28 protein-coding genes are annotated in these 25,337 nt (G+C 60.0%); 10 read left to right on the top strand and 18 right to left on the bottom strand.

Annotated elements, in window-relative coordinates; genetic code table 11:
* Positions 1–93: 93 nt before the first annotated feature.
* Positions 94–3,237, bottom strand: coding sequence for a DEAD/DEAH box helicase (locus tag BN1129_RS03780; protein WP_042034653.1), 3,144 nt, complete (start codon positions 3,235–3,237; stop codon positions 94–96).
* A gap of 414 nt (positions 3,238–3,651) precedes the next feature.
* Here BN1129_RS03780 and BN1129_RS03775 point away from each other — a divergent pair, with 414 nt between their 5' ends.
* Positions 3,652–4,020 (top strand): VOC family protein, encoded by a 369-nt coding sequence (locus BN1129_RS03775; protein ID WP_042034573.1) that lies wholly within the window; start codon positions 3,652–3,654, stop codon positions 4,018–4,020.
* Positions 4,021–4,161: 141 nt separating this feature from the next.
* On the opposite strand, the gene BN1129_RS03770 is transcribed toward BN1129_RS03775, so the two are convergent.
* Together BN1129_RS03770 and gdhA are read right to left on the bottom strand one after the other, a co-directional pair.
* Positions 4,162–5,751, bottom strand: coding sequence for an alpha/beta hydrolase (locus BN1129_RS03770; protein WP_042034571.1), 1,590 nt, complete (start codon positions 5,749–5,751; stop codon positions 4,162–4,164).
* Positions 5,752–5,959: 208 nt separating this feature from the next.
* On the bottom strand, positions 5,960–7,306 hold the full coding sequence (gdhA, locus tag BN1129_RS03765) for an NADP-specific glutamate dehydrogenase (protein WP_042034570.1): 1,347 nt from the start codon (positions 7,304–7,306) through the stop codon (positions 5,960–5,962).
* Positions 7,307–7,863: 557 nt separating this feature from the next.
* Between gdhA and BN1129_RS24355 the strand changes: the two genes are divergently transcribed.
* Both BN1129_RS24355 and rluF read left to right on the top strand, forming a co-directional pair.
* Positions 7,864–7,986 carry a hypothetical protein gene (locus tag BN1129_RS24355; RefSeq protein WP_258224700.1) on the top strand — a complete coding sequence of 41 codons (123 nt, stop codon included), beginning with the start codon at positions 7,864–7,866 and terminating at the stop codon, positions 7,984–7,986.
* Positions 7,976–9,010 (top strand): 23S rRNA pseudouridine(2604) synthase RluF, encoded by a 1,035-nt coding sequence (gene rluF / locus BN1129_RS03760; RefSeq protein WP_042034569.1) that lies wholly within the window; start codon positions 7,976–7,978, stop codon positions 9,008–9,010. Before BN1129_RS24355 ends, rluF begins: the two co-directional genes overlap by 11 nt.
* Positions 9,011–9,078: 68 nt before the next feature.
* Here the strand turns inward: rluF and BN1129_RS03755 are convergent, their stop codons facing one another.
* Positions 9,079–10,320, bottom strand: coding sequence for a cyanate transporter (locus tag BN1129_RS03755; RefSeq protein ID WP_042034568.1), 1,242 nt, complete (start codon positions 10,318–10,320; stop codon positions 9,079–9,081).
* Between the two features lie 176 nt (positions 10,321–10,496).
* Here BN1129_RS03755 and BN1129_RS03750 point away from each other — a divergent pair, with 176 nt between their 5' ends.
* Positions 10,497–11,339, top strand: a complete 843-nt coding sequence (locus BN1129_RS03750; RefSeq protein WP_042034566.1) for a LysR family transcriptional regulator — start codon at positions 10,497–10,499, stop codon at positions 11,337–11,339.
* Positions 11,340–11,373: 34 nt separating this feature from the next.
* On the opposite strand, the gene BN1129_RS03745 is transcribed toward BN1129_RS03750, so the two are convergent.
* From BN1129_RS03745 to BN1129_RS03740, 4 genes are all read right to left on the bottom strand, one after another.
* A complete protein-coding gene (locus BN1129_RS03745; protein ID WP_042034565.1) occupies positions 11,374–12,573 on the bottom strand; it encodes an MFS transporter in 1,200 nt (399 codons plus the stop codon).
* 88 nt (positions 12,574–12,661) lie between these two features.
* Positions 12,662–12,814 (bottom strand): hypothetical protein, encoded by a 153-nt coding sequence (locus BN1129_RS23060; protein ID WP_244463011.1) that lies wholly within the window; start codon positions 12,812–12,814, stop codon positions 12,662–12,664.
* A gap of 107 nt (positions 12,815–12,921) precedes the next feature.
* A complete protein-coding gene (gene rsmS / locus BN1129_RS22150; RefSeq protein ID WP_084204560.1) occupies positions 12,922–13,077 on the bottom strand; it encodes a pleiotropic regulatory protein RsmS in 156 nt (51 codons plus the stop codon).
* Positions 13,078–13,161: 84 nt separating this feature from the next.
* A complete protein-coding gene (locus BN1129_RS03740; RefSeq protein WP_042034564.1) occupies positions 13,162–13,632 on the bottom strand; it encodes an acyl-CoA thioesterase in 471 nt (156 codons plus the stop codon).
* 202 nt (positions 13,633–13,834) lie between these two features.
* On the opposite strand from BN1129_RS03740, the gene BN1129_RS03735 reads away from it, so the two are divergent.
* Both BN1129_RS03735 and BN1129_RS03730 read left to right on the top strand, forming a co-directional pair.
* Positions 13,835–14,485: a tellurite resistance TerB family protein gene (locus BN1129_RS03735; RefSeq protein ID WP_042034563.1), complete on the top strand. Its 651-nt coding sequence runs from the start codon at positions 13,835–13,837 to the stop codon at positions 14,483–14,485.
* A 198-nt stretch (positions 14,486–14,683) separates the two neighbouring features.
* Positions 14,684–15,142, top strand: coding sequence for a GNAT family N-acetyltransferase (locus BN1129_RS03730; RefSeq protein WP_042034652.1), 459 nt, complete (start codon positions 14,684–14,686; stop codon positions 15,140–15,142).
* An 87-nt stretch (positions 15,143–15,229) separates the two neighbouring features.
* Here BN1129_RS03730 and BN1129_RS03725 read toward each other — a convergent pair whose 3' ends face one another.
* From BN1129_RS03725 to BN1129_RS03705, 5 genes are all read right to left on the bottom strand, one after another.
* Entirely contained in the window at positions 15,230–15,934 is a 705-nt protein-coding gene (locus tag BN1129_RS03725) for a hypothetical protein (RefSeq protein WP_042034562.1), read from the bottom strand.
* A complete protein-coding gene (locus BN1129_RS03720) occupies positions 15,919–16,461 on the bottom strand; it encodes an RNA polymerase sigma factor (protein WP_042034651.1) in 543 nt (180 codons plus the stop codon). Before BN1129_RS03720 ends, BN1129_RS03725 begins: the two co-directional genes overlap by 16 nt.
* A gap of 7 nt (positions 16,462–16,468) precedes the next feature.
* Complete coding sequence (locus BN1129_RS03715) at positions 16,469–16,888, bottom strand: COG4315 family predicted lipoprotein (RefSeq protein WP_052449310.1); 420 nt, start codon at positions 16,886–16,888, stop codon at positions 16,469–16,471.
* 46 nt (positions 16,889–16,934) lie between these two features.
* Complete coding sequence (locus tag BN1129_RS03710; RefSeq protein WP_042034561.1) at positions 16,935–17,732, bottom strand: substrate-binding domain-containing protein; 798 nt, start codon at positions 17,730–17,732, stop codon at positions 16,935–16,937.
* Positions 17,733–17,877: 145 nt separating this feature from the next.
* Entirely contained in the window at positions 17,878–19,299 is a 1,422-nt protein-coding gene (locus tag BN1129_RS03705) for an aminotransferase-like domain-containing protein (RefSeq protein ID WP_042034560.1), read from the bottom strand.
* A 122-nt stretch (positions 19,300–19,421) separates the two neighbouring features.
* Between BN1129_RS03705 and BN1129_RS03700 the strand changes: the two genes are divergently transcribed.
* From BN1129_RS03700 to BN1129_RS22145, 4 genes are all read left to right on the top strand, one after another.
* A complete protein-coding gene (locus tag BN1129_RS03700; protein ID WP_042034559.1) occupies positions 19,422–20,993 on the top strand; it encodes a cytochrome ubiquinol oxidase subunit I in 1,572 nt (523 codons plus the stop codon).
* Positions 20,993–22,132, top strand: coding sequence for a cytochrome d ubiquinol oxidase subunit II (cydB, locus tag BN1129_RS03695; RefSeq protein WP_042034558.1), 1,140 nt, complete (start codon positions 20,993–20,995; stop codon positions 22,130–22,132). Before BN1129_RS03700 ends, cydB begins: the two co-directional genes overlap by 1 nt.
* A gap of 16 nt (positions 22,133–22,148) precedes the next feature.
* Positions 22,149–22,271, top strand: a complete 123-nt coding sequence (cydX, locus tag BN1129_RS03690) for a cytochrome bd-I oxidase subunit CydX (protein ID WP_042034557.1) — start codon at positions 22,149–22,151, stop codon at positions 22,269–22,271.
* 91 nt (positions 22,272–22,362) lie between these two features.
* The gene (locus BN1129_RS22145; protein WP_244463010.1) at positions 22,363–22,593 is read left to right on the top strand and encodes a hypothetical protein; all 231 of its coding nucleotides are present in this window, start codon (positions 22,363–22,365) and stop codon (positions 22,591–22,593) included.
* A gap of 189 nt (positions 22,594–22,782) precedes the next feature.
* On the opposite strand, the gene BN1129_RS03685 is transcribed toward BN1129_RS22145, so the two are convergent.
* The 5 genes from BN1129_RS03685 to BN1129_RS23055 form a co-directional block, all read right to left on the bottom strand.
* Positions 22,783–23,079, bottom strand: a complete 297-nt coding sequence (locus BN1129_RS03685; RefSeq protein WP_042034556.1) for a putative quinol monooxygenase — start codon at positions 23,077–23,079, stop codon at positions 22,783–22,785.
* Positions 23,080–23,237: 158 nt separating this feature from the next.
* Positions 23,238–23,786 (bottom strand): hypothetical protein, encoded by a 549-nt coding sequence (locus BN1129_RS03680; RefSeq protein ID WP_157013246.1) that lies wholly within the window; start codon positions 23,784–23,786, stop codon positions 23,238–23,240.
* A 12-nt stretch (positions 23,787–23,798) separates the two neighbouring features.
* Positions 23,799–24,488 (bottom strand): RES family NAD+ phosphorylase, encoded by a 690-nt coding sequence (locus BN1129_RS03675; protein ID WP_042034554.1) that lies wholly within the window; start codon positions 24,486–24,488, stop codon positions 23,799–23,801.
* Positions 24,488–24,892 (bottom strand): MbcA/ParS/Xre antitoxin family protein, encoded by a 405-nt coding sequence (locus BN1129_RS03670; RefSeq protein WP_042034553.1) that lies wholly within the window; start codon positions 24,890–24,892, stop codon positions 24,488–24,490. Before BN1129_RS03670 ends, BN1129_RS03675 begins: the two co-directional genes overlap by 1 nt.
* A gap of 180 nt (positions 24,893–25,072) precedes the next feature.
* Complete coding sequence (locus BN1129_RS23055; protein WP_157013245.1) at positions 25,073–25,237, bottom strand: hypothetical protein; 165 nt, start codon at positions 25,235–25,237, stop codon at positions 25,073–25,075.
* Positions 25,238–25,337 lie beyond the last annotated feature (100 nt).

Here is a 25,337-nt window from a genome sequence, read left to right as displayed (position 1 = left end):
AGTCATGGCCTGCTGACTGATTTAGGTAGCAATACCGTGCCGACATTAATGAAAACAGCTCGCAGATAGGCGAGGTGTTTTATCTAACCGGAGTTAGCCAACCGCCAGCTTTGCTGCTTCTTTCCACATGAAAGGTGGCATCGGAGTGGTGAGGAGCCATTTAATGTTCATTGGCTGGCTGCCGCTGTGGGAGATGTACTCCACCTCACCAAAGTTCACAAAGCCAAGGGTGTGGCCAAATTCATCTTTGCTCTGCTCACGGACGAACAAAAACAAGCGCTTACCTTCTGTTCTGTGTTGAATGTAACTCAGCCCCTTACCCCGCTCGGGGCGAGCGCTGTTTTGGCTTTGCCAATGGAACAGTGACTCGTTGATGGCGTAGTCGTGATAACGAGTGGTCGGGGAGAAGTGCTGCTCCGTTTTGTTCAGGGTCACGAACAGCAACTCGATATTTTGCTCTGCGATGACATACACCCCTTCGCGAGCAGTCGGTTGTTGCGCGAAGGTGGTCGCGCCAAAGCCAACCAGCACCTGCTCTCTGGCATATCGGGCATGCAGTTGCAGCGGATTACCGGGAAGGTCTGACATGGCTCGTTGCTCGTGCTGCACCCGGTTGATCAGCATGGGCAGCAGATCTGCCAGCTCGGCCCTTAACGCTGGTTGATTGAGTTGTTTCAGGCTGTGCGCCAAGGAGCTAAAGCCTGCGTTGGGGCCGCTCTGTTGCCAGAAGTCGTAATGGCACATCAAGGCCATGCGCTCATCGTGCTCACCCGTTAAGGTAAAGGCGTCTGCGACCAAGGTTTGTAAGAATTTCAAGTAATGGAGCGCATCGCAGCCCAATAGCCGGGTTTTGATGGCCCGAGTGTAGAGGGTTGATAACTTCTCATCGCTCATTTCAGAAATGGTATGGTTGTGGGCCTGTTTGACCAAGGAGCTCCAGTTACCGCGCTTGTAGATCTCTTCAAGGCTGATGTGAGGGTAAAACTTCAAAAAGTTCGCCAGCGTCAGCGGTAAATTACAGTCCTGCGAGAAACGGCGGATCAGGCCCATGAGTCGCGAGGTATTGAGGGTCGCCTTCTTGATATTGCTCAGAATTAACTCTTGGGTCTGTTTTGATAACTCGATACGGCAGCCCAAGGGGGCATGAGGGAAGCCCTGTTTGATTTCGTGGCTGATCGCTTTATTGGTTTTACCCACCAGTGCCCGGAATTTCTGGGCAAAGTCATACTCCGCGCGAGCATTGCCAACGAAATCCAACACGGTGCAGCACTCTTTATTGCTCGCCAGCCGCAGGCCGCGTCCTAATTGCTGCAAAAAGATAGTTAGGCTTTCCGTTGGTCGTAAAAACAGCAAGGTATCAACTTCCGGGATATCGACCCCTTCGTTGAAGATGTCTACTACGCAGAGAATATTGATAATCTTGTTGCGCAAAGCGTGTTGTTTACTATACCGCTCGTCTCTGTTATCGCTGGTGAGGATGTCTGCCTTGATGCCCTTTAGTAAAAATGCCTTGTACATAAAATCGGCATGTTCACGGCTCACACAAAATGCCAGCGCCTTGATATTGGTAATATCGGTGACGATCTCATCGAGGCTCTGGACTATTTTCTGCACCCGCTGCTGATTGTGGGTGTAGATATTGGTGAGCTCACTAATGTCATAGCGGCCATTTTTCCAAGCGACTTGGCGCAAGTCAGTATCATCATCGATACCAAAATATTGGAATGGACAGAGATGACGACGATTAATGGCCTCTGGCAAGCGGATCTCTGCTGCGATGACACCACAAAAGTCAGCGAGAATATCACCGCCATCATGGCGCTCTGGCGTCGCGGTCAATCCCAACAGAATGTGAGGTTCAAAGGCGGCGAGCAAACCACGATAACTGGCCGCCGCAATATGGTGAACCTCATCAATGACGATGTAATCGAAATAGTCTGGGCTAAGGCGCAACGTAGCCAGTTGGTTATTCAAGGATTGCACCGAGGCAAACAGTTGATGGTAGTGGGTTGGCAGGGCGCCACCGACCAAGAGTTCACCAAAATTGGATTGCTTGAGCACACCGCGGTAAGAGGCCAATGCTTGGCGCAAGATCTCCTCTTTGTGGGCGACAAACAGGAACTTGGCGTCGGGTTTGGTTTTCAGAAAACGGGCAAAATCAAAGGCGGAGATCAGGGTCTTGCCCGTCCCGGTGGCCGCTACCACCAAGTTACGAAAGCGCTGATGTAAAGCGCGCTCCATCGCCAATTGCTCAAGGATCTCCTGTTGATGGGGAAACGGCGTGATATCAAAGAAATAGGCAGGACTATTTTTGTCACCATCCCCACGGGCCTCTTGCAGCGCATGCTGTAATTTTGTACGGCTTTCGAGCTTGCCATCAAACAGCTCAAAATCATCGGATTCCCAATAGGTTTCAAAGGTACTCAGGGATTTCTCGATAATATGAGGGATCTCTTGCGAGGTGATTTTTAGGTTCCACTCCAAGCCACTGGTGAGGGCAGAATGAGAAAGGTTGGATGAACCTATATAGCCGGTATGAAAGCCCGTATTTCGGCAAAAGAGATAACTTTTGGCATGCAACCGCTCGTGCTGGGTGTTATAGCTGAGTTTGACTTCGGTGTTGGGCAGGCTGGCTAAAAATTCGACCGCCTTGGCGTCGGTTGCCCCCATGTAAGAGGTGGTAATCACTTTTAATTGGCGGCCGCTGCGGGTGAACGCCTCCAGCTCATGACGGAAAATCCGGATACCTGCCCATTTGATAAATGAGACCAGCCAGCAGATGCTATCTGCCGATAATATTTCCCGTTTAATCTCTGATTCCATCGATAAGCCAGCATTGCTACCGCAGAACAGCTCACTTTGCGTTAGACCGGTCAGAGGGAAAACATCTTCGGCATATTGCTTTAAATTGGCTGAGATGGGGTTATCCAACTGGTAGAGCGCCGTCAGGATTTTCCCCTGACTATCGATGAGATTCTCGCCAATAAAGTCTGGGTCTTGCGTGCGATCTTTTAGCCAAAGCAATAACTGGTTAGCCAGTTCAATTTGCCGTTGCAGCTGATCCTCTCCAGTGACCGAACCCACCGCATATTCCAAAACACGACTCAGAAATCGTGATAACCAGACTGCCGCTTCGGCAGGTTCAAGCTGGCGTTCCCCTACGTAAAAGCGCTCGCGGTCGAGTCGAGATGTCAGCAGTTGAGTAATGAGTTGTTCATAAATACCGCATTGTTGCATCGTACACTGGCCTTGAACGTTGTACATGAGGGTGGCGAGAAGAGTATCATTTTTTCCAACCAAATCAGTAAGCTGTTGTCGTCTGTTACTCGTTTGAAAATCGCCCCGGTTTTCGGTGATACAGCCCGGCAGTGGCAGATCCAGCAGCCGGGTGTCTGTCGTCCTTATGAGTCAGCTGTGCGGCGCTTTAGCCGGTGCACGGGCAAGGCGTCAGTTTGCGATGGCCTGACCCGGCAGGATGAAACCTTGCTATCCCAGCGCGAGCAGGCCTGTGCCCCGATCCCGTGAATAGATGGTGGATAAAGGCTTACCTGAATAGGTGACACCTGATGGACGCTTTGCGTGCCTTGGCACAGATCCCTCTGGCAAGGGGGGTATGATGAGGTTGCACCACCACAGCAACCAGGAGGAACCATGATCAGCCATATCGACCATCTGGTATTGACGGTCAGCGACATAGAGCGGGCCGTGGCGTTTTACAGCGCTGTGCTCAATATGGAGGCCATCACCTTTGGCAAGGGGCGTCGGGCGCTGCGCTTTGGCAACCAGAAGATCAATCTGCAACTGCCGGGGCAGGAGCCGCGTAACCGGGCGCAGGTGGGGGCGGGGGATCTTTGCCTTATCACCCGCTGGCCGCTGGAACAGGTCATCACCCAGCTTCACTGTCACGGGGTCGAGATAGTGGAAGGGCCCGTCACCAAGCGCGGCGCCTGCGGGCCCATCGAATCCGTCTACTGTCTGGATCCGGATCAGAATCTTATCGAGATCAGCCGCTACCCCTGATGGCGTGACCTGAGCCCTGCCGGAAAGATGATGGGGTCATTCCACCGTTTGGGCCCCTCAGACCCTATCGTCATCAGTCGCCCCCGAAGGGGCGACGACCCCCTCCGCTGACGGTTCGCGCGTTAGGTCCTGCTGACCGCCCTAAAAGGGCCAGTCAGGGGCGTCCGCTTCATCCAAAAACGCGTCTATGTCGGCCCGATAGTCGGCATCGCTGCGATCGTTGCCGACCGGAGCCGCCAGCCCCACTGCCGCAGACGGGGGCTGGGCCGGCGCCGTCAGCGTCTCCATCACCCTCTCTTGCAGGTAGGGATAGAAAGGGTTGGAAGAGGTGCGGGTGAGGGAGCCTGGATTGACGATCAGCACCCCGAGTTCCCCGCGCAGGGCCAGGCCGCCCAGATTGATGCCGTACTGGTTCATCTGCTCGGGGCGTGGCGCCATGCCGTAGAGGGGATCGTCCATGGGGAAGGGCAGGGCCACGTGGGAGAGGGAGAAGATATCCTTGGGATAGTCGATGCCAAGGGGCTGGATCTGCTGTGACCCGCCGCCCGCCGCCAGGGTGCTGGCCTGCGTCTGTATACGGGACGTCGCCTTGTTGCCCACTACTGTCAGCGTGTAGCGCTGGGGCTGACTCGGCAGCAGGTGACTCAGGGCCAGCTCGGAGGCGCTGCTCATCAGGGGGCCGAAGACAGAACCGCGATTAATGTCGAACAGCACCAGTTCGCTGCCGTTGGCCGGCAGGAAGTGGTAGAGATCGGCGATGATGGAGCGGGTGCTGACGGTGTAGTCGATGACAGACTGGAAGGTGAGGGCCGGGGGAAATGCCGCCAGCTCGCCACTGGCTGCCAGCTGGCGCACCTGCTGCTGGATGGCGTGGGTCAGCCGGAAGGATTGGCGTGCCCCGTTGACCGGGAAGGAGTTGTATTTGAACGGATTAAACTCCGGCATGATGCCGAGCCAGGCCGCGTTGGCAAAGGCGGGCAACAGGGCGGGCACCGCCTTCAGGCCGGCGAAGCGGGCAAAGCGGGTCACCCCAATCATGGGGGAGATGAGCACCAGCTGATCCGGCCTTGTCAATGTGCCTGTCTTGTCTTCCAGCGCATCCAGCGCGTATTTCACCGCCAGCGCACCGCCGTTGGAAAAGCCCACCAGATGCAGCGGCAACTTGCCCGGGGCCAGCACTCTGGCCTCGCGCACGGCCAGTCGGGTCGCCGCCAGCCAGGTTTCCCATTCGATGTTGACCAACCCGGCGGGCACGGTGCCATGGCCCGGAATACGGAGGCCCAGGGCGATGAAGCCCTGCTCGCGATAACGCTGGGCCACGTGGCGAAGGCTATAAGGGGAGTCGGTCAGGCCGTGCAGGAACACGGCCACCCCCTTCACCTCGCCATCCGGGCGCAGCAGGTAGGATCGGTTCCAGTTATCGCGAAAATGGGCGGGATTGATGGGGGCGTTCTGAAAGTAGCGATTGCCCGCCAGCTGTTGCTCCGGCGGCGTCTTGGCGACCACCTCCTGTTCCACCAGATCGATCAACTGCTGCTCGCGGGTCAGATAGGCTTGCCAGTCGCTGTTATCCAGTTCGTCGGCACTGAGCTCGGGGGGAATAAAGGTATGCCACAGCTGCAGCGGCGCAGCCTGCCAGGCGAAGTAGGCGATCAGCGCCCAAGCGGCCAGCAATATGAGCAAGAGGGTCAGAAGAGAGCGTCGAATGAGACGACGGGTACGAGCCAGCATAGAACTGTCCTTGGCGAGGAAAGAGGGGGGCGGCACCGGTTGGACTGGGCTGCCGGGATGAGTGTAGCGATTTTAATGCTTGGATATTGTCTAAATTCTAATAGAAACAAGGTGATAAGTACAGATGAAGCGAGCGGTGACAAGGCCATGAAAAACGCGGCAGCCCCGGGCTGCCGCGTGGTGTGTGGAGCCTGGTCGCCGAACTGGGCTAGCAGACCCCCTGCGCCAGCATGGCATCGGCCACCTTGACGAAGCCGGCGATGTTGGCGCCACTCTCGTAGTTCACATGGCCCTCGCCATCTTGTCCGAATCGGACACAGGTGGCGTGTATGCTGGTCATGATCTCCCTGAGACGAGCGTCCACCTCTTCCCGGCTCCAGGGGAGGCGCTGGGCATTCTGGCTCATCTCCAGCCCCGAGGTGGCGACGCCCCCCGCATTGGCTGCCTTGCCGGGGGCAAACAGCACTTTCGCCTCGTGGAATACCTTGATGGCAGCGGCGCTGCTTGGCATGTTAGCGCCCTCGGCCACCAGCTGCAGGCCGCTGGCCACCAGTTGTCTGGCATCCTCTTCCCCCAATTCGTTCTGGGTGGCGCAGGGCAGGGCGATCCGGGTGGGCAGGTGCCAGGGCGTGCGGCCGCTCAAAAACTCCAGCCCCAGTTCGTTGGCATAATCGGCAACCCGCTGGCGCTGTTCGTTCTTGATCTCCATCAGCCTGGCCAGCTTCTCGGGGGTGAAACCATCCGGATCATGGACGGTGCCACCGGAGTCTGAGGCGGTGATCACGCGGGCACCCAGTGCCATCGCCTTCTCGATAGCGTATTGGGCCACGTTGCCGGAGCCCGACACAGACACCGTCATGCCCGCCAGCGACTGATCGCGATGGGCCAGCATGGCTTCAACGAAATAGAGCAGGCCGTAGCCGGTGGCCTCGGGGCGGATGAGGCTGCCACCAAAGGAGAGCCCCTTGCCGGTGAAGACGCACTCGGCGCTGTTGGTGAGCTTCTTCATCATGCCCGCCATGTAGCTCACCTCACGCCCACCCACCCCGATGTCGCCGGCAGGCACGTCTGTGTTGGCCCCCAGATGGCGATAGAGCTCCAGCATCAGCGCCTGACAGAAGCGCATCACCTCCCCCTCGCTCTTGCCCTTGGGGTCAAAATCACTGCCGCCCTTGCCGCCACCCATGGGCAGGGTGGTGAGGGCGTTCTTGAAGGTCTGCTCGAAGGCGAGAAATTTCAGTACCGAGAGATCCACCGAGGGGTGAAAGCGCATGCCGCCCTTGAAGGGGCCAATGGCCGAGTTGTGCTGGATACGGTAGCCGCGATTGACCTGTACCTGACCCTTGTCGTCGACCCAGCTGACTCGAAACTGGATCAGCCGCTCCGGCTCCACCAGCCGCTCCAGCAGACCATGCTGCAAATAACGGGGGTGGCGTGCCACATAGGGCCAGATGGAGGCGACCACCTCGCTCACCGCCTGAATGAACTCGGGCTGGTGGGGGTTGCGGCTGGCCACCTGGGCCAGAAAATCCGTCTGGGATAGGGAATGACTCATCTGTAACTCCTGTAGTGAATGATGAAATGGGCCTCTTGCCAGAGAAAAAAACCATGCCGTGCATCCAAATTTATGATTTGTGTTGGGGATGAATGCGGACAAAAACGTGGGTTTGTGTCTGGTTTACCAACGATGGTTGTGTTGGCCGCCGAAAGTCACAGAAAACCGGAATGGCTGCAGTAAGATAATGTGCGACAACGAAAATCTTTTTATGCATTTTAAGTTAATAAATAGCAAGTGGTTATTGGTGCTGTGTGGCGCAGGCGCAAGCCGATTGCATATGGCGTGAATGTTTTCAGGGTGAAAGCGTGGGGATCTTCTGTCTCGCTCGGGTCGTCATTTTTACCTTTATCTTCGCCCCATCCTGCCCTTGCCGTGTGAGGGGCTGAGCAATGCGCCAGCGGTGCGCTCTCATCATGGCATGACGCCCCGCACATTTTGGGGCGGCGCGTCGCCGTGAATGGCAAGTATCCGGCGTGCTGGACGGGGCAATATGCTACTGTAGCGGCGTTTTTTGATGGTTAAGCTGGCCTTGGCCTTTTTGAAGATGGAATGGTATGCAGAACTTTGACGTAGTGAATCGGCTGATGCAGCAGACAGCCTCCCCGGCTTGGCCGGAACCCGCAACCGCACAACTGGATGGGGCTATCAGCCTGTGGCAGGTGACCCATGCTGGCTGATGAATCCATGCGCCTGAACAAATACATCAGCGAGAGCGGCATCTGCTCGCGCCGTGAAGCCGACCGCTTCATCGAGCAGGGCCAGGTCTTTATCAATGGCAAGCGGGCCGGGATCGGCGATCAGGTGTTTGCCGGGGATCTGGTCAAGGTGAACGGTCAGGTGATCGAGGCGCGGGAAGCCGACAGCCTGGTCTTTATCGTGCTCAACAAGCCGGTGGGCATCGTCTCTACCACGGAGGCGGGCGAGAAGGACAACATCGTCGACTTCGTCAACCACAGCACCCGCATCTTCCCCATCGGGCGGCTCGACAAGGATTCTCAGGGTCTGATCTTCCTGACCAACCACGGCGATCTGGTCAACAAGATACTGCGGGCGGGCAACGATCACGAGAAAGAGTACCTGGTGACCGTCGACAAGCCGGTGACCGACGAGTTTATCAAGGGGATGGGGGCCGGGGTGCCGATCCTCGGGGCCGTCACCAAGAAGTGCAAGGTGAAGAGAGAGGCGCCGTTCGTGTTTCGCATCACGCTGGTGCAGGGGCTTAACCGCCAGATCCGCCGCATGTGCGAGCACTTCGGTTTTGAAGTGACCAAGCTTGAGCGCATCCGCATCATGAACGTCAGCCTCAAGGGGTTGCCGGTGGGCGAGTGGCGCGATCTCACTGACGACGAGCTGATCGAGTTGTTCAAGCTGATTGAGGACTCCTCCTCCGAGGTGAAACCGGCCAAAGGCGACAAGCCCAAGGTAGCCAAGGCCCCGGCCACGCAAAGCGGCAAAGCGGCGCAGGGCAAGAAGCCGCGCCGGGATGATGACCACGAGATAGGTGGTCGCCCCAACGTGCCGGGCCCGGAGGCCTTCGAGAAGAAGATCCCGGTTGGCAAGGTCGGCGCGGGGAAAGGGGCTGCCAACAAAGGCGGCGCAGGCAAAGGCAGTGCGGGTAAAGGCGCCCCCAACAAGGGCAGCAAACCGGCCGCAGGCAAGCCGCGCACCGCTCAGTCCGGCCGGCAGAAGAAGGGGCGCTAAGGTGCCACCCTGAGCGGCGTCAGCCTCTTCTTGTTATCCCCAACACGGTTATCCCCAACACACCGGCCTCAGGCCGGTGTGTTGCGTTGGGCCGTACTGCTACCCATGACCGCAGGCGCGGGCAACCTCATCACCTTGGCATAGCTGCGCGGATCCAGGCGCAGCACCAGCAGGCTCATCAGCGCCAATCCCCCCAGCTGCCACTGCCAGGCGGCCGCGAAGTCGCCACTCAGGTGATAGAGGCGGGCGGCCACCCAGGGGCCGGTCGCCGCCAGCATAAAGCCGAACCCCTGCATCAGGGCGCTGAGGGTGCCGGCGCGGCGCGGGTCGGGCAGGTGATCCAGCGCTATCACCATGATCAGCGAAAAACTGCCGCCAAGCCCTGCGCCACACAGCATGCACCAGAGGATGGGGGCGCTGGCAGGGGCGAGCCAGAGGCCGCCAAAACCGGCCAGCTGCATGACAATCGCCAACCCCATCCAGGGGCGCCGGTCTGTGTTGCGGGCGGCCAGCAGCGGCAGGCCGAGGCCGCTGGCGGTCTGCGCCAGTGCCAGCCAGGCCACCAGCTCGCCCGCCTGCGCTGGGCTCCACCCTTGCGCCATGTAGGCGGGGGCCAGCCAGGCGACGACGATGCCGTAACCGCTGTTGATGATGCCAAAGCAGCTGATCAGCAGCCAGCTGCGGGGCAGGGCAATCAGGCGCTGCTCGCCGTGGGGAATTGCGACCGCAGCGGCGCTTGGCAGGCGTACCCGCCAGATAAGCCAGACCATGGCCAGCAGCACCGGCAGGCTCCACAGCGCCAGTGCCCGTGACCAGTCGAGGCTGGCCGCCAGTTGCGGGGTGAGACTGGCCCCCAGCGCCCCGCCCCCCATCATGCAGGCGGAGAAGATCCCCATCACCAGCGGTACCTTGTGGGTGAAGGTCTGCTTGATAAGGCCGGGCAGCACGCCTTGCACCAGTGCCGAGCCCAGGCCGCAGAGCGCCGCGCTGGCGATCAGCAGGGCGCCGCTCTGGGCATCAAAGCGCATGGCGTTGCCCATCCCCAGCAGCAAGAGGGCGGCTCCCAGCAGTTGACGCGGGCCTGTGAGGCGGCGCAGGCCCGGGGTGATCAGCACACCGACCCCGATCAGCCAGAGCGGCAGCAGGGTGAGCCAGGCCAGGGTATCCATGCCCAGCGCCAGCGCGTCGGCAATGTCGCGGCTCAAGGGGCCGATGGCGGTGAGAAAGGGGCGCAGGTTTAGGCCAATCAGGATCACCAGCACCAGCAGGGCGGTGTGGCCTGGGTGTTGATCCGTATTTCGTTGATTCATCAGGCACCGCCCTCGGTGCAGAGGGAAACGGGGAGCATTCGGGAAGCGGAATAATCGGGGCTGAACATGGCAGAACACCGTCAAAGGGGGCAAAAACGCCAGCCTAGCGGGGTTGAAAGTCATTTGGAAATTAAATGATAGAATGACATTCAGTGGTTTTGTAAATGGAGTGCCCCATGCTGGATCCCCTGTTACTGCGCAGTTTTGTCGCCATTATCGACACCGGCAGCTTCACCCGCGCCGGTGAGCGGGTGCACCTGACCCAATCCACCATCAGCCAGCAGATCCGCCGCCTTGAGCAGCAGCTCGGCTGCCCGCTGCTGGACCGCGCTGGCCGCCAGGTGGTGGCGACGGCGGAGGGCGAAAAATTGCTGGGGCTGGCCCGCCGCATTCTGGCGCTGCTGGCACAGGCCGAGGAGCAGGTGACCGAAGGGAGCCTGCAACTGAGTCTGGGAGTACCGGAAGACTTTGCCGCCGGTGCCATGGCCCCGGTGCTGGCGGCCTTTGCCCGCGACTATCCCGAGGTGCGGCTGGAGGTGCAAAGCGGCCTGAGCCACGAGATCTGGCAGCACTTCGAGGCCGGTGAGCTGGATCTGGCGCTGGTCAAGCAGGCGCGTGGGCAAGGCGCCCCCCTCGCCAGCTGGCGTGAACCCCTGGCCTGGGTCGACAGTCGTGACTGGCCCGCCAGCGAGCGTGACCCTTTGCCGCTGGTGGTGTTCCCGAGCGAAGGCCTCTATCGGCGGCAGATCACCGAGGCGCTTGATGGACAGGGGCGGCGTTGGCGCATCGCCTATGTCAGCGCCAGTCTCGCCAGTTTGCAGGGGGCCGTGAGTGCGGGGATCGGGGTGAGTTTGCTGCCCAAACGGCTGTTGCAACCGGATCAGGTGACCCTGTCGCACTGGCCCAAGATCAATCCGGTAGAGCTGGCGCTGCATGCCGGGGCGAGTGGGGGCGAGCCACTGACCCGCTTGAGCGCGGCCCTGATCGCCCTTTGTGACGAGGTGATGGGGCCGCAGTAAAGTGAATGAGTGCGTGAGCGGGTCGAGTCAAGCGCTAGCGCACCTTGCCCTTCACGATGAGCAGGGTGATGATGGCCAGAGTGAAAATGAGCGGGGCCCAGGCTCCGTGATGGCTTATCAGAGTCGCTCCGGCGGCAGCAACCCCAGCCACGCTCTGTTGCAAGAAACCGCACAGGGCCATGGCGTAGGCGCCGTGCTCCCTGCCATCACTCACTGCCAGCGCCATGCTGTTGGGAAAGAGCACCGCCTGACCGAAGATGATGAGGCAGTAGCAAGCCATCATGGCCACCAGTCCGCTGCTGCCCTGCAATGCGCCCAAGGTCCAGAGTAACAACATCCCGCCCGCGGCCAACAGAATGAGGGCGGCCCCCTGATGCATCAGTTGGCGGCTACCCACGCGGGCGACGCGCCTGTTAACCGTCATGGCACCAGCAAAATAGGCGACCCCGATGAGTAACCCCAGGGTTCCGAAGGTGGTGACCTCAAGCCCGAATCCTTGTTGTAGCACGAAGGGGCTTACCTCTTGCAGGGTGACCGTGATGGCAAAGCCGAGTCCGCCAGCGCAGGCTGGCCAGAGAAAACCGGGGCGACGCAGCAGGCTGGTATAACGTGACCACATGCCACCGCCTGTTGCTGCTGGATTGGGGCCTTGCAGCGGCAGGCTGTTCATCAGCGCCAGTGCCAGAACACCGACCCCGGCCATCAGTACAAATCCCAACTGCCAGTGGGCATAACGGCTGATGATACCGCCTATCCACTGACCACCGCCGAGAGCCGTGATGAAGGCGATGGAGAGTACCGAGAGGCGGCGCGCCAGCTCATCTCCCTGCCAGTGATCCCGCACCAGAATGCGGGCAATGATGGTGGCCCCCCCGGCGGCCACCCCTTGCAGTGTTCGCAGGATCAGCAGCAGCGGCCCTTGGCTGGTGGTAGCCAGCAGCAGGCTGAGGCCGACAAACAGCAGCAGTGATAGGGCGAGGGGCAGCCGACGGCCGTAGCGATCGGCGGCCGCGCCCCAAAACAACAACGGTAGGGCGGCCCCAATAACGAACAAGGAGATAGAGAGTTCAGCCTCCAGGCGGGTTATGGCGAGATCCGTCATCACAACGGGCAGGGAGGGGAGATAAACGGTGGTAGCCATCTGGGCCATAAATACGATGAGGCAGGCCAGCGTCATGATGCGGGCGGAGAGGCTCCAGAGACCGGCCTGGTCGATGCAATCCTGGTTATCCATAACAACGCTCGGGCAATGAGGGGGCGATATCTTTGCACTGTCCGCAGGCCGAGTCAGCTCCCCATCTGGTTTAAGTCTTGCCCGGCGGTCAGCGGGGACTCGGCCCATGGCCTGGCAGCACGGCGAGCCAGAGCTCGACCTCGTCGTGGTCTGTGTAGGGGTCAAAGGCCGCGCCATCGCGCTCGACGTCTTGGGCCGCACCGCCAGCGCAGTGACGTCCACCGCACAGATATATTCGCATTCCGTGGCACTCACGCCGCAGATGACGCCATAGGCATGCTCGCTCGGTTTCGAAACGGATAGGATCAGCTATGGCACTTGCTGTGTGGGGCGGCAGTGCTGCCGTGCTCAGTGATCTTTACCTTCTTTCAGCTTGCGTTGATAGTCCTCGGCGACGATGGCCAGCGCCGCCAGGGCAAGTGCCGGATCGATCCGGTTGGTTTCCAGCAGCTCGATAAGATCCACCGCGAGCTTGACCTCGGGCGGGGCATTTTCCAGTGACATGACAGACTCCGTAATGGGGAAAATGCCATTATACAGAGCCGCACCCGGATAGGGACCGGCTCTGTGTCACGGGTGATGCACGGCTCAGAGGTGCTGGCGCATCTCCTTGTCGATCTCCTCGCGCAGGGCCATCAACTTTTTGGCGTAGAGCTGCAACTGCCGATCACTCTCGCTCACCGGTTGCCACTGGGGCACAGGGGTCGGTGTGCCTGTCTCGTCCATGGCCACGAAGATGATGATGCAATGGGTGGTCTTGTGGCGCTCCCGGCTGGCCGGATGGCGGCTGTAGACATCCACTGCTAGGTGCATGCTGGTGGTGCCGGTGTGGATCACCTGGGCGTGAACCTCCACCAACTGGCCTATCTGGATGGGGCGCAGAAAGCGAATGCCCCCCACGTAGACAGTGACCGCATAGCCGCTGCACCAGCCGGCGGCGCAGGCGTAACCCGCCTGATCTATCCACTTCATCACCATGCCGCCGTGTACCTTGCCGCCGAAGTTGACGTCGGCGGGCTCGGCCAGAAACTGCAGGGTCAGTTCGCGGGGTGGGGTCATACACTCTCCTTTTCCTGACAATAGTTGCGGGGCCGGTGGGCTTACCGGCGCCCTGGCTGGCCCGAGAAGCAGGACCGCATGTATGTCAGGTATACCGTGAATAAAGACAAGATGCACAGGACCCGGTGCGATATTGGGCAGGCGTTCACTCTTGGTTCATAAACGTGGCGCGAGCATGGGGATTCCATTGCGAGGAGTCATGATGAAACAGATGCTGGATCAGTTGTTGGGCGCTGGCAAAGGCTGGCTCAACGAAGGCGGCGACAGCCGCAAGTCGCAGATGAAGGGCATGGCGCAGGGCGGCCTGGCCGCCGGTGCCATGGCCTTGCTGCTTGGCAACAAGAAGGTGCGCAAGTATGGCGGCAAGGTGGCGGCGGTAGGCGGGGCGGCGGCCCTCGGTGGCCTCGCCTACAAGCTTTATCAGGATTGGCAGGCCCAGCAGAGCGGAGCCACGCAACCCACCCAGCCCCTCGATACCCTGCAGGGGCAGGCGCTGGATGCGCGCGCCACCCTGCTGGTGCGCGCCATGGTGGCGGCGGCCCGGGCCGACGGCCACATCGATGCGGCCGAGCGCCAGAAGGTCCAGGATTACCTGACCGAGCAGGGCCAAAGCGATGCGGCACGCTGGATTGACGCCGAGCTGGCCCGTCCCCTCGATCCGCAGGCGCTGGCTCGGGAGGTGACCGACATGGAGCAGGCCACCGAGGTTTACCTCGCCTCCCTGCTCGCCATCGATGTGGATCACTTCATGGAGCGCGGCTATCTGGATGAGCTGGCACGGGCCTTGAAACTCGATGATAACCTCAAGGGGAGTATCGAGCGGCAGGTGGCCCAGCTGGGATCCCCGAGCTGACGCTGTAGTAGCGGGAATGGCCATAACGCCCCGTCACGGGGCGTTGTTGTTGCCCGCTGCGAGGCTCACACTCGGCCACGAGTGGATACGATTGACCCTTGCAATTGCCGCTGACTCCCATAATGATGGGCTTTTCGCCCATCCCAAAGAGGATGGACGTACCCACCTGTTAGCAAGCACCAGAGCAAGGAGCACATGTTGGAGATACGCACGGCAACCGGGCAGGATATCGACGCCATTCTCGAGCTGAATCGGCAGATAGGCTTGATCCACTTTGAACATGCACCCGAGGTGTTTTGTCCGCCATCACCGCAGGAGCGGGATTTTCTGCTCAATGCCATCGGCAGCGAAGGGCGACTGTTTTGTGTCGCCGTGCTGGATGCCGAGGTGGTGGGTTTTCTGACCGCCAGAATCGACATCAATGAAGCCATCCCCTTTCTCACCAGACTTCCCATCTGCCGTATCGGCTCAGTGGTGGTTGACGAACACCACAGATCCCGAGGCATAGGCAAGGCCTTGATTGCCCATTGCGACGACTGGGCCAAGGCCCGTGATGCCTGTCAGATCCGGTTGGAAGTCATGTCCTTCAATGAGAGAGCCAAGTCGCTTTACCAATCCCTTGGCTTTCAACGCCAGTCTGAAATTTATGCCAGATAGCCCCCTGTCGCAGGGCTGGCTTGCGCCTCTTTACGATCAACCAGGCCCCGTCACGGGGCCGGGTTATTGCATGTGCAGCGATCGTGCTCAGCTCTCCGTCGGCCAGGGGCCGAGCTCGATGCAGTGGCCGCGATAGAGCGGGTGTTCACTTCCCTTCACCATTACCAGCAGCTCGCTGCTTTGTTTGAGCTGTTTCCATTCGGTCGGGCTCATCAGGCGGCCCGCCATGACCTCTTTGAGTGGGGCTAGGGGCACCAGCAGCTGTGACTCGCTGTCGCGCATCCAGAGCATGGCGTCGGCGGGCAGGTTGAGCGGGTTCGCCAGATTCTGTTGCAAGCGAATGCTCGACTGGCCCGGCCGCTTGCCCTGATAGGCTACCAGCACGAAGGGGGCCTCCTCGTCCGCGGAGGACATCATGGCCAGGTAACGCGCCGGCTGGATGGGCGCGGAGGGCCAGGGAAGCAGTACTTGGAGCCACACCCCCAGCAGCAGGGAGGCGGCCATGGCCAGAGGCCACCACAGGTGGTTGGGCCTAGGCTTGGGGGAGATCCCCTGCTCTATCCTGTGCCAGATCTGGCGGGGCAGGGGCGGAGTGGGTTGGGGCTGTTGCAGCAGAGGATCCAGATGTTGTTGCCACTGTTCAATCCACTGCCACCAGTCAGGGTCGCGGGCGATCAGGCGGTTCATCCTGGCCCGCACCCGCGGGCTCAGGGTACCCAGTACATACTCGCCAGCGAGCCGCTCGCGCAGGGTGGGGTCTCGATAGCGTTTGGGGGTCATTGGGTCAGGCATAGCTTGAGCTCCTCCAGTCCGCGCCGGAGCCAGGACTTAACCGTGCCTAGGGGGGTGTGGGTGTGGGTGACTATCTCTTGGTGGCTCAGGCCATGGCGATAGGCCAGCACGATGGCGTTGCGTTTATCGACGGAGAGCCGCCCGAGGCAGTGCTCGAGGGAAACAGAGGGGGCAAGCCCCTCCGTCTCTTGGCTGGGTTTATCCTCCCAGAATTCCTCCTCCCAGGACTCCTCCAGCCTGCTCTCCCCGCGGCGTTTCTTCGTCCGCAGGGCGTCGATGGCCAGATGACGCATGCACTGACAGAGCCAAGCCCAAGGGTAGTCGACGGGATAGGCGTTCTGGCCGTGCCAGATCTTCAAAAACCCTTCCTGCAGGATGTCCGCGGCCCACTGCTTGTCCTTGAGCAGGGCGCGGAGCATGGCATACAGGGGCTGGCTCGTCAGTTGGTAGAGAGCTTCAAATGCCTGCTTGTCCCTCTGCCGGCTGCGAGCGAGCAGGTGGGCAAGCTGCTGGTTGTCAATATTCACTAAGACCTCATAGTTGGACGCGGTGCCAGACATTCTTCACGCCATCCCCGCTGCTCTGGCCAGGCTGTTCATCCTTGCTCCAGCGATAGAGCGGTTGGCCACGGTAGCTCCACTGATAGCGGCCATCGTCGCGCAGGATCAGGTTGACACCGGCATCGGCCGCACTGCCGACGCCCGCATTGACCTGTTCTGCGTTGGCCAATGCTGGTGGCCACTTATCGGCGCATTCAGCATAACAGTTTGATTTTCCTTGGACATCCTTGTCGAAGCGGTAGAGGCTGAAGCCCTTGTCATCGACCAGATAGGTTTTTCCGTTCTCGGTCATCTGGGCGATGGGCAACTGTTCGGCCCCGCTCAGGGGTTGGGTCTCCAGGGCCCAAGCTGAGACGAGGGGCAGGCAGGCGAGGGTGATAAGGAACTTGTTCATGGGTGTTCTCCTTGGCTATGTGGTCTATGGGTCGGGAGGTCAGGGGTTAACGGGTCCAGCCATCCTGAGCGAAGAAGGGCTCGCCCTTGGGGCTGTCGATGAAATCGATAAAGCGCTGGGTGCTGGCATCCGCTCCTTGCGCCTTGGAAATAAGCAGACCGCGATAGATGCGGCGCTCCGGTTCCATCTCGACGAAGTCTGCCTTTTCGCTGTGGTTCAGGGGCCAGTGCACCCAGGTGATCCATGCATCGGCCTGCTGATTGGTGAACGCCCGGAAGCTGGCGCCGCTGCCCTGCTCAAAGGCGACGATGTTGCGCCTGAGCTGCTGCACATCGGCCAGCTTGCCCTTGCGTCCGGCCACGTCCTCCCAAAGTCCGGTGCCTGAGGTGTTGTAGCTGCCGAGTCCTTCGGTCACCACCACCTTTAGGGGACGGTGGATCAGATCTTCCACCCCCGATATCCGCGCCGGGTTGCCCTTCTGCACCGCAATGACGCTGCGGCGCAGGTAGTAGGAGTGGGTGCTCTTTTTGTCGAGGAAGGGATAACGTTCGAGGAAGGCAGACATTGACTGCTCTGCGCCGGCGAAGAACAGATCGGCATCTTTGAGCGCCTGATCGCGCCAAGTGGCTTCGGGGCCGGCCTTGACTTCGACCGGGATCCCGGTTTCCTGCTGGAAGGCCGCAGCGGCTCGTTTCAGGGCGGTATCCGGTCCGCCAGGGCCATAGAGGCGGATCACTCCGTCACCGGCCTGATGGACAACATCGGTCTGGGCAAAAGCGCCAGCCTGCAGTGGCTGGGTAAGGGTCGAGCAAAGCAGGGCTAGCCATAGGGGGTGGAATTTCATCGTCTTCTCCTTTTAATTGAAGTTCAAGCAAGAGACGAAGGAGGAAGGCTATTGGATGCAGTCGAGCAGAAAAAATCGGCGTTGTTGATATGGAGGGCGAGGCTGAAGGCGAGTTGCCCCGCAGACGAGCTCAGCGGCCAAGTGGCTAGCCCTGGCCGGTGCCGAGCTGCTGGTGGACAAGCTGTGCCAGTCGGGCGAGCGCCTGCTCCAGCTGCGGGCTCCAGGGATGGGAGCTGTTGAGACGCAGGCAGTGGTTGTGTTGCCCCTGGCTGGAAAAAAGCGCGCCGGGGGCCACTGAAAAACCACTGGCAAGGGCCCGGGCGTGCAGGGCGCGGCTGTCGAGGCGGGTGTCAAACTCCAGCCAGAGGAAGTAGCCGCCATCGGGGGAGGAGATGCGCACCTCATCCGGGAAGAGGCGCAGCAGGGCCGCCCGCATCTGCTGCTGGCGCTGTGCCAGGGTGTGGCGCAGACGGCGAAAGTGGGCATCCACGCCGCCGTTGAGCAGCATCTGGGCCAGTGCCAGTTGGCTCGGCACATTGGTGGAGAGGGTCGACATCAGTTGCAGCCGCTGGATGCGTTCGGCATGGGGCCCCGCCACCACCCAGCCGACCCGAAAGCCCGGTGCCAGGCACTTTGAAAACGAGCTGCAGAGCAGGCTATCGCCGCGTGCATCCCAATACTTGATGGGCCTGGGCCGCTCGCGGCCAACATAGATCTCGGCATAGACGTCGTCCTCCACCAGTGCAACGCCGTGGGTGTTGAGCAACTGCATCAGCCCGCGTTTGTGTTCATCAGGCATGGAGTGGCCCAGCGGGTGCTGCACATTGCCCATCAGCCAGCAGGCTCTGATGGGGCGCTCGGCCAGCGCCTCGGCCAGCAGCGCCAGATCGATACCCACCCCCGGGATCACCGGGATCTCCACCGCCTTGAGTTTCAGCCGCTCGATGGCTTGCAGGGCACCGTAGAAGGTGGGGGTTTCCACCACCACCCAGTCCCCCGGCTCGGTCAGCACCTGCAGGCTGAGGGAGAGCGCCTCCATGGCCCCCGTGGTGATGATGATCTCCTGCGGGTCGACCGCCAGCCCGTCGCTGGCGTAGCGCTGGGCGATGGCGCGGCGCAGCGCCTCGTTGCCGGGGGGAAGGTCGGCCACCGTGCTGAAGGGATCGAGCTTGCGCATGCAGCTGGCCAGTGCCCGCCCGAGCTGGGGATGGGGGAACAGGGTCGGATCGGCCACCGACATGCCAAGGGGCACCAATTCCCGCGACTTGCTCGCCTGCAGGACCTCGAACACCAGATCGTTGATGTCCACCGAGCCGCTGTAGTGGGGCTCACTCTGGGTCGCGGATTGCTGGCGGGAAGGGGCGGCCTTGACGTAGTAGCCGGACTGGGGGCGGGCGAGGATCCGCCCCTGGCTCTCCAGCAACTGATAGGCCTGCAGCACCGTCATGGGGCTGAGACCGTGGGTCTTGCAGCTCTGGCGAATGGAGGGGATGCGCTCTCCCGGTTGCCAGATACCGGTATCTATCTGGTGTTGCAAACGGTCGGCCAGCTGGCGGTAGAGGGACATGGGATGACACAACTGTTATAGGTGTAATTGACTATAACTGCATCTGTTATAGGTGTCATGCTCCGTGGTGTACTTGTCTCGCACAAAACGTGCAAGACAAATACAACAAAAGAGAGTGACGCATGATCAATCCGGATGACGTGGTCAGCTTGTCGCGCCTGCAATTTGGCGCCACGGCCATGTTCCACTTCCTGTTTGTGCCCCTTACGCTGGGGCTGTCCTGGATCCTGGTGATCGCAGAGTCGGCCTATGTGATGACCGGCAAGGTGATCTATCAGGACATCACCCGTTTCTGGGGCAAGCTGTTTGGCATCAACTTCGTCATGGGGGTGACCACAGGCATTACCCTGGAGTTCCAATTCGGCACCAACTGGGCCTATTACTCCCAGTATGTGGGGGACATCTTCGGTACCCCGCTGGCCATCGAGGGGCTGATGGCCTTTTTCCTCGAATCGACGCTGGTGGGTCTCTTCTTCTTCGGCTGGGACAAGCTCTCCCGCGGTCAGCACCTGCTGGTGACCATGCTGGTGGCGCTCGGCTCCAACCTTTCCGCGCTCTGGATCCTGATCGGCAATGGCTGGATGCAGAACCCGGTCGGCGCCGAGTTCAACCTGGTGACCCAGCGCATGGAGCTGGTGGATATCGCCGCTGTGTTGCTCAACCCGGTGGCCCAGGTGAAGTTCGTCCACACGGTGGCCGCGGGCTACGTGGCGGCCTCCCTGTTCGTGATGGGGGTGAGCAGCTGGTATCTGCTGCGCCGCATGGAGGTACGCTTCGCCCTGCGATCCTTCGCCATCGCCTCCGGCTTCGGGCTGGCGGCCATCCTCTGCGTCATCGTGCTGGGGGATGAGTCGGGCTACCGCACCGGCGAGGTGCAGAAGGTCAAACTCGCCGCCATCGAGGCGGAGTGGGAGACAGAATCCGCGCCTGCGTCATTCACCCTGTTCGGCTTCCCGGATCAGGACGCCGAGACCACTCATGCCGCCATCAAGATCCCGTATCTGATGGGGATCATCGCCACCCGCTCCCTCGATGAGACAGTGACCGGCATCAAGGATCTCAAGGTGCAGCACGAGGCGCGCATCCGCAGCGGCATGCTGGCGGCCGGGGCACTCGAGCAGATCCGTGCGGGCGACGAGTCGGCCGAGAACCGTGCGCTGTTCGAGCGGCACGGCAAGGATCTCGGTTACGGGCTGTTGCTCACCCCCTATGCCAGCAATATCGCCAAGGCCGGTGAGGCGGAGATCGCCAGGGCGGTGGAGGACTCGGTGCCGCACGTTGCGCCACTGTTCTGGGGTTTTCGCATCATGGTCGGGCTGGGGATGCTGATGCTGGGGCTGTTCGTGGTGAGCTTTGTCCAGCTCTGCCGCAACCGCCTGCAGAGCTCGCCACGCCTGCTTAAGACATTGATCTGGAGCATTCCGCTGCCCTGGATAGCCATCGAAGCGGGCTGGCTGGTGGCCGAGTTCGGTCGTCAGCCCTGGACCATCAGCGACGTGCTGCCGGTGTCGGCCTCGGTCTCTTTGCTGCAACCGGGCCAGCTCTGGTTCAGCCTGATCGCCATCTGTTCTATCTACACCCTGTTGCTGGTGGTGGAGCTGTTCCTGCTGTGCCATGTGATCCGCAAGGGGCCCGCCATGCTTCATACCGGCCGTTACGCTGGTGAACAACCCGAACTTATGAGGATCGCCTGATGGATTACGCAACCCTGAAACTCATCTGGTGGGGGCTGGTGCTCTTCATGATGGTCGGCTTTATCGTGATGGATGGCTTCGATCTGGGCATCGCCATGCTGCTGCCGGTGGTCTCGAAGGATGATGAAGACCGGCGACTGGTGATCAATAGCGTGGGACCGGTATGGGAAGGCAATCAGGTGTGGCTGATTGCCGGGGCTGGCGCCCTGTTCGCCGCCTGGCCGCTGGTCTATGCCGCCGCCTTCTCCGCGCTCTATGTGCCCTTCATGTTCTTGCTGTTTGGCCTCTTCTTGCGTCCGGTCGGCTTTGACTATCGCAGCAAGCTGGCCGACCCGGTGTGGCGCCGTTGGTGGGATCGCGCATTGGTGGCCGGTGGTCTGGTGCCGACCCTGGTGCTTGCCGCCGCCATCGCGCTGGTGATGCAGGGGCTGCCGTTTCGCTTCGACAGCGCACTGCGGCTGCACTACGGCGCGTTCAATGTCCACTGGGGCTGGCTGCTCTCGGTGCTCGCCACCGCCATCACTCTGTTGCTGCTGCACGGTGCCAGTTTCCTGCAAGCCAAGGTGGAGGGGACCCCGGCGCTGCGTGCCCGTGGTCTCGCCATCCTGCTGGCCCCGCTGGTGACCCTCTGCTACCTGCTGGCCGGCTGGCATCTGCTGGACTTGCCCGGTTATCAGCTGACTGGCCTGGCGGGCCAGCCCTTTGATCCCAATGCCGCCATCAGCCCTCTGATGAAGGGGGTGATCCCCCAGGCCAGCGGCTGGCTTGGCAACTACGTCGACTACCCGCTGCTGTGGCTGGTGCCGCTTATCGGGGCACTGGCGCCGCTGGCAAGCGGCATCGCCGCCTGGCTGGAGCGGGGACGGATTGCGCTGCTGGCCAGCGGCTTGGCTTGCGCCGCCATGCTCTGCTCGGTGGCCATCGCCCTGTTTCCCTTTGTGCTGCCCTCATCCCTTGATGCGGCCAGCAGCCTGACCCTGTGGGATGGCACCTCCAGCTACAAGACCCTGGCCATCATGTTCGGGATCGTGCTGGTGCTGATGCCCATCAACCTAGGCTACACCGGCTGGGTCTACCGGGTGGTGCGCGGCAAGCTCGACCGCGCCCGCATCAAGCGCGACAGCCATCAACTTTACTGACCTCAAGGGAGCCGTTATGTGGTACTTCACCTGGATTTTGGGCCTGGGTTTCGCCCTGCTGCTTGGCCTTTGCAACCTGCTCTGGCTGGAAGCGCGCTGGGAAGCCGATGAACGGGACGACAAGCCGCCCCACCGCTGACCCCCGTCGTCTGGGGAATGCGCCCAGGTGCATAGCCCCAGCCAACTTCTGTTGTCATACAACCGACAGCTAATGGTGATGAAACAGACCGTTGAAAACGGTGGCGCTGGCCATCGGCTGCGCGCTCGCCGCCGCCCAAGCGCATGCCGAACCCGTACAACTGACCCCGCAGGACAAAGCCTTTACCCAGCGGGTGCCCGGCAGTGGCGGCGTCTACCTGCGCTTTGGTCAGGCGGGGGCCAAACGCGCATCAGGTCGATGTTATCGGCATCACCCACTTTCACACCGCTCATCTGGCCGACTTGCGCAACAAGCAAAATAACAGGGCGTGAAAAGAGATGAGCGGCCCTTATACCTCGCAGGTGGGGGCTCACATGCTCTTAACAGACTTGCATTACGGCATGGGCCGCTTGTTTTTATGCGGCAAAGAGTGAGGGAGGCGTGTTGTTCAAGAGTGGGGACAAGCTTGCGCCATGCAGGGCTGCACGGCGGCAAGTGGTACAAGGGCAGATCAGGCATCCAGCGGTTGATAGCGGCGAATATTGCTGCTGGCAAGCCAAGGCTCGGCCCTGGCGATAAAGTCGATGAAGTGGGGCTGCTGCTGGTGGGCGGTGAGGGCGGAACCGCTCTCCCACTCCTCGTGAAGCATCCAGCTGTGGGGATTGTCCAGATCCTGATGCAGCTGATAACGCTGACAACCTGCCTCTTGCCGGGTGGCCGCCATCAGCGGTTCAAGGGCGGCGCGAAACAACTCGGCACATTCGGGCTTGGCTTCAAGCTGGGCAATCACAATCACGAGTGATGACATCTGAACCTCCTTGGCAAAAAAGAAGGGTCAGTATGCCTGTCGCTACTTGCTGAAAACAGGGCGCTGGTCGCAAAACAGTATTGAGGGGAATGGCAGTAATGGGAGTAAATAAAGGCAATAGTGCTGGAACTCACTATTGCCTTATATAGTCCTTGGTCTTATCTAGGATTAATTCTGGCATTGCCACCAAAGAAACCAACTGTCATACCGCCCCCCTTGAACCAGCTGTGGTCACTTGATGCATTTTTATCTTTCATGGTGATAGATGAATACAGGAAGGACGCGTATCGGAAGGTGCCAGAGCGCCCACGCAGTTGATCTTTGGGATAAATCGATGTCCATACACCTTCTACATAGCCATATCCAAGGCCCCCACCTTCACCGGTGAACGTCAGATAGTTGTAGTTTGCCGCTTCTGCATCAATCTGACAGCTTATGATGCCGCCGCCAACCGCCAAGCCGGCACACTTGGTATACCATCCGTAGTTGAATCCAGAAGCCGTTTTAGTGATGGCGTTCTGAGTCAAAGGCTTGTTCTCTGCATCCATAGCAATGGATATGTAGGAGTCATCTTGATTGGCCTCTGAGGCTGAGCGGCCTTGCCGAGAAGAGCCCTGGGTTTCATCAAGCTGAATGGATATATTTCTCGGGCTGCTTTTTTTGGCAATGGTTGATTCTACAAGAGTTGTCTCAGAACTTATTATCAATAAGACGAAAGCTTATTCCCCATAAAGCTTGATCTCCAATACATTGGCGATGGCACTGCCATTCCAGTGGTATTCCAGATGCTGGGCTTGGTGGATCTTGGTGACCAGGCGGGGGCGATAGAGCACATGGCAGTTATGACCGCTGTGGCGCACAGAACGGTAGTGGATACCGTCCATCCCCTTGGTTTTCTGCTCTTGGGCGAAAGCTTGGGATTGACCATAGCTGGTTGCGTGATAAAGCGGGGTGGAGAGAAATTCCGCGCTGGTGATATCGACCAGATTGGCGTTGAACTCGGTATAGAGCACCCGCATCTGTACTTTCTGAGCGGGTTCGTTGGTGTAGCTGAACATCCGCTCCTGGTGATAGACCGTCTCTTTGATGGCGGTATCGAGTAGGGGCGCACAATAATACCCGCCGAAATCGCCAGTGGTGAATCTGGCCCCTTCCGGGTTGATATGGGTGAAGGCTGCCATCACATAGCTGCTGCCATTCAGTCCCACCAACCAATCCTCTTTCGGTACCAACGACAGATCACCCGCCGCTTCATTCAACCGATCATTGGTCAGTGACTCGATGGCCCAGACGGCCTCCAGTTCGTCCGCATTGGCCACGTCTTCATAGAGATCGATGGTGGGGTAGCGGCTTGGAATGATCCGATAGGCTCGCTCCCCCTTGAGTTCAATCAGTGGCTGCTCTTGCATCAGGCCATTCCCCCGCGCCAGGCATGCAGGCGGGTGGCGACCTCATACAAATCAGCCACGCGGCCAGCGTTCATAATGTCCATCGCGCTGCGCCCGGCAAAGAAGGGGTGGCTGTTGGGTTTACGCACCCAGCCGTAGATGCTGTCGTCGGCACTGAACAACATCCTCAGACACTTGTGGATATTGAGGATGTAGCTCATCCGTTCTTGCATATCCACGGTCAGGCGGATCCCACCGCTTGATTCCTTGTATTTGTTCAATGTTGAACGAGATGAGATGCCAAGAAGCTTCAGCTGTTCATCCGTATTGCATTGCCACTTATCCAGAATACGGAATACCACAGGCAGTGCCTTGCTGGGGTCAATGGCGCCATTTTTCAGGGCTTTTCGTGCTGTATTGGCCATATCTCCTCCTTAATGTAATCAGCGCCAGACTGCTGTCTGGCGCGTGAAATGTTAACTTGAGTTTAGTGTAGAAGAAATGTGCATGCATGTACACATGTATACATGCATGCCAAAATGTGAGTGGATGTGAACATTAATGCTCTTGTTTTAGGTCACGCAAAAACGCTTTGTTGTCAGACACTACCTGATGCAGTGCAGGCTGGGACCTTGGGTTGGGCTGTTCGGCAGCGGGTCGGTAATGCTGCCCGGAGCGATAAAGAGGGTGCGGCCTGTGACGGCGTATCTGATGGCGCTGCGCTGGTAGATGACCACGGTGGTGAGCCCGGCGGCCAACCGGTCAGCCATCAGCTGAGTGCACCGACACCTTGGGACGGTTGGCTTTGGTCTGAAACTGGTTCGGTAGACCTTGCCGCAGAGTTGGACCAGTATCGGCCAGTCCTGGTCA

Origin of the sequence: Aeromonas popoffii (assembly GCF_000820025.1) — a bacterium.
Lineage (GTDB): Bacteria > Pseudomonadota > Gammaproteobacteria > Enterobacterales > Aeromonadaceae > Aeromonas > Aeromonas popoffii.
This window is presented reverse-complemented; position numbering and strand designations above follow the sequence as displayed.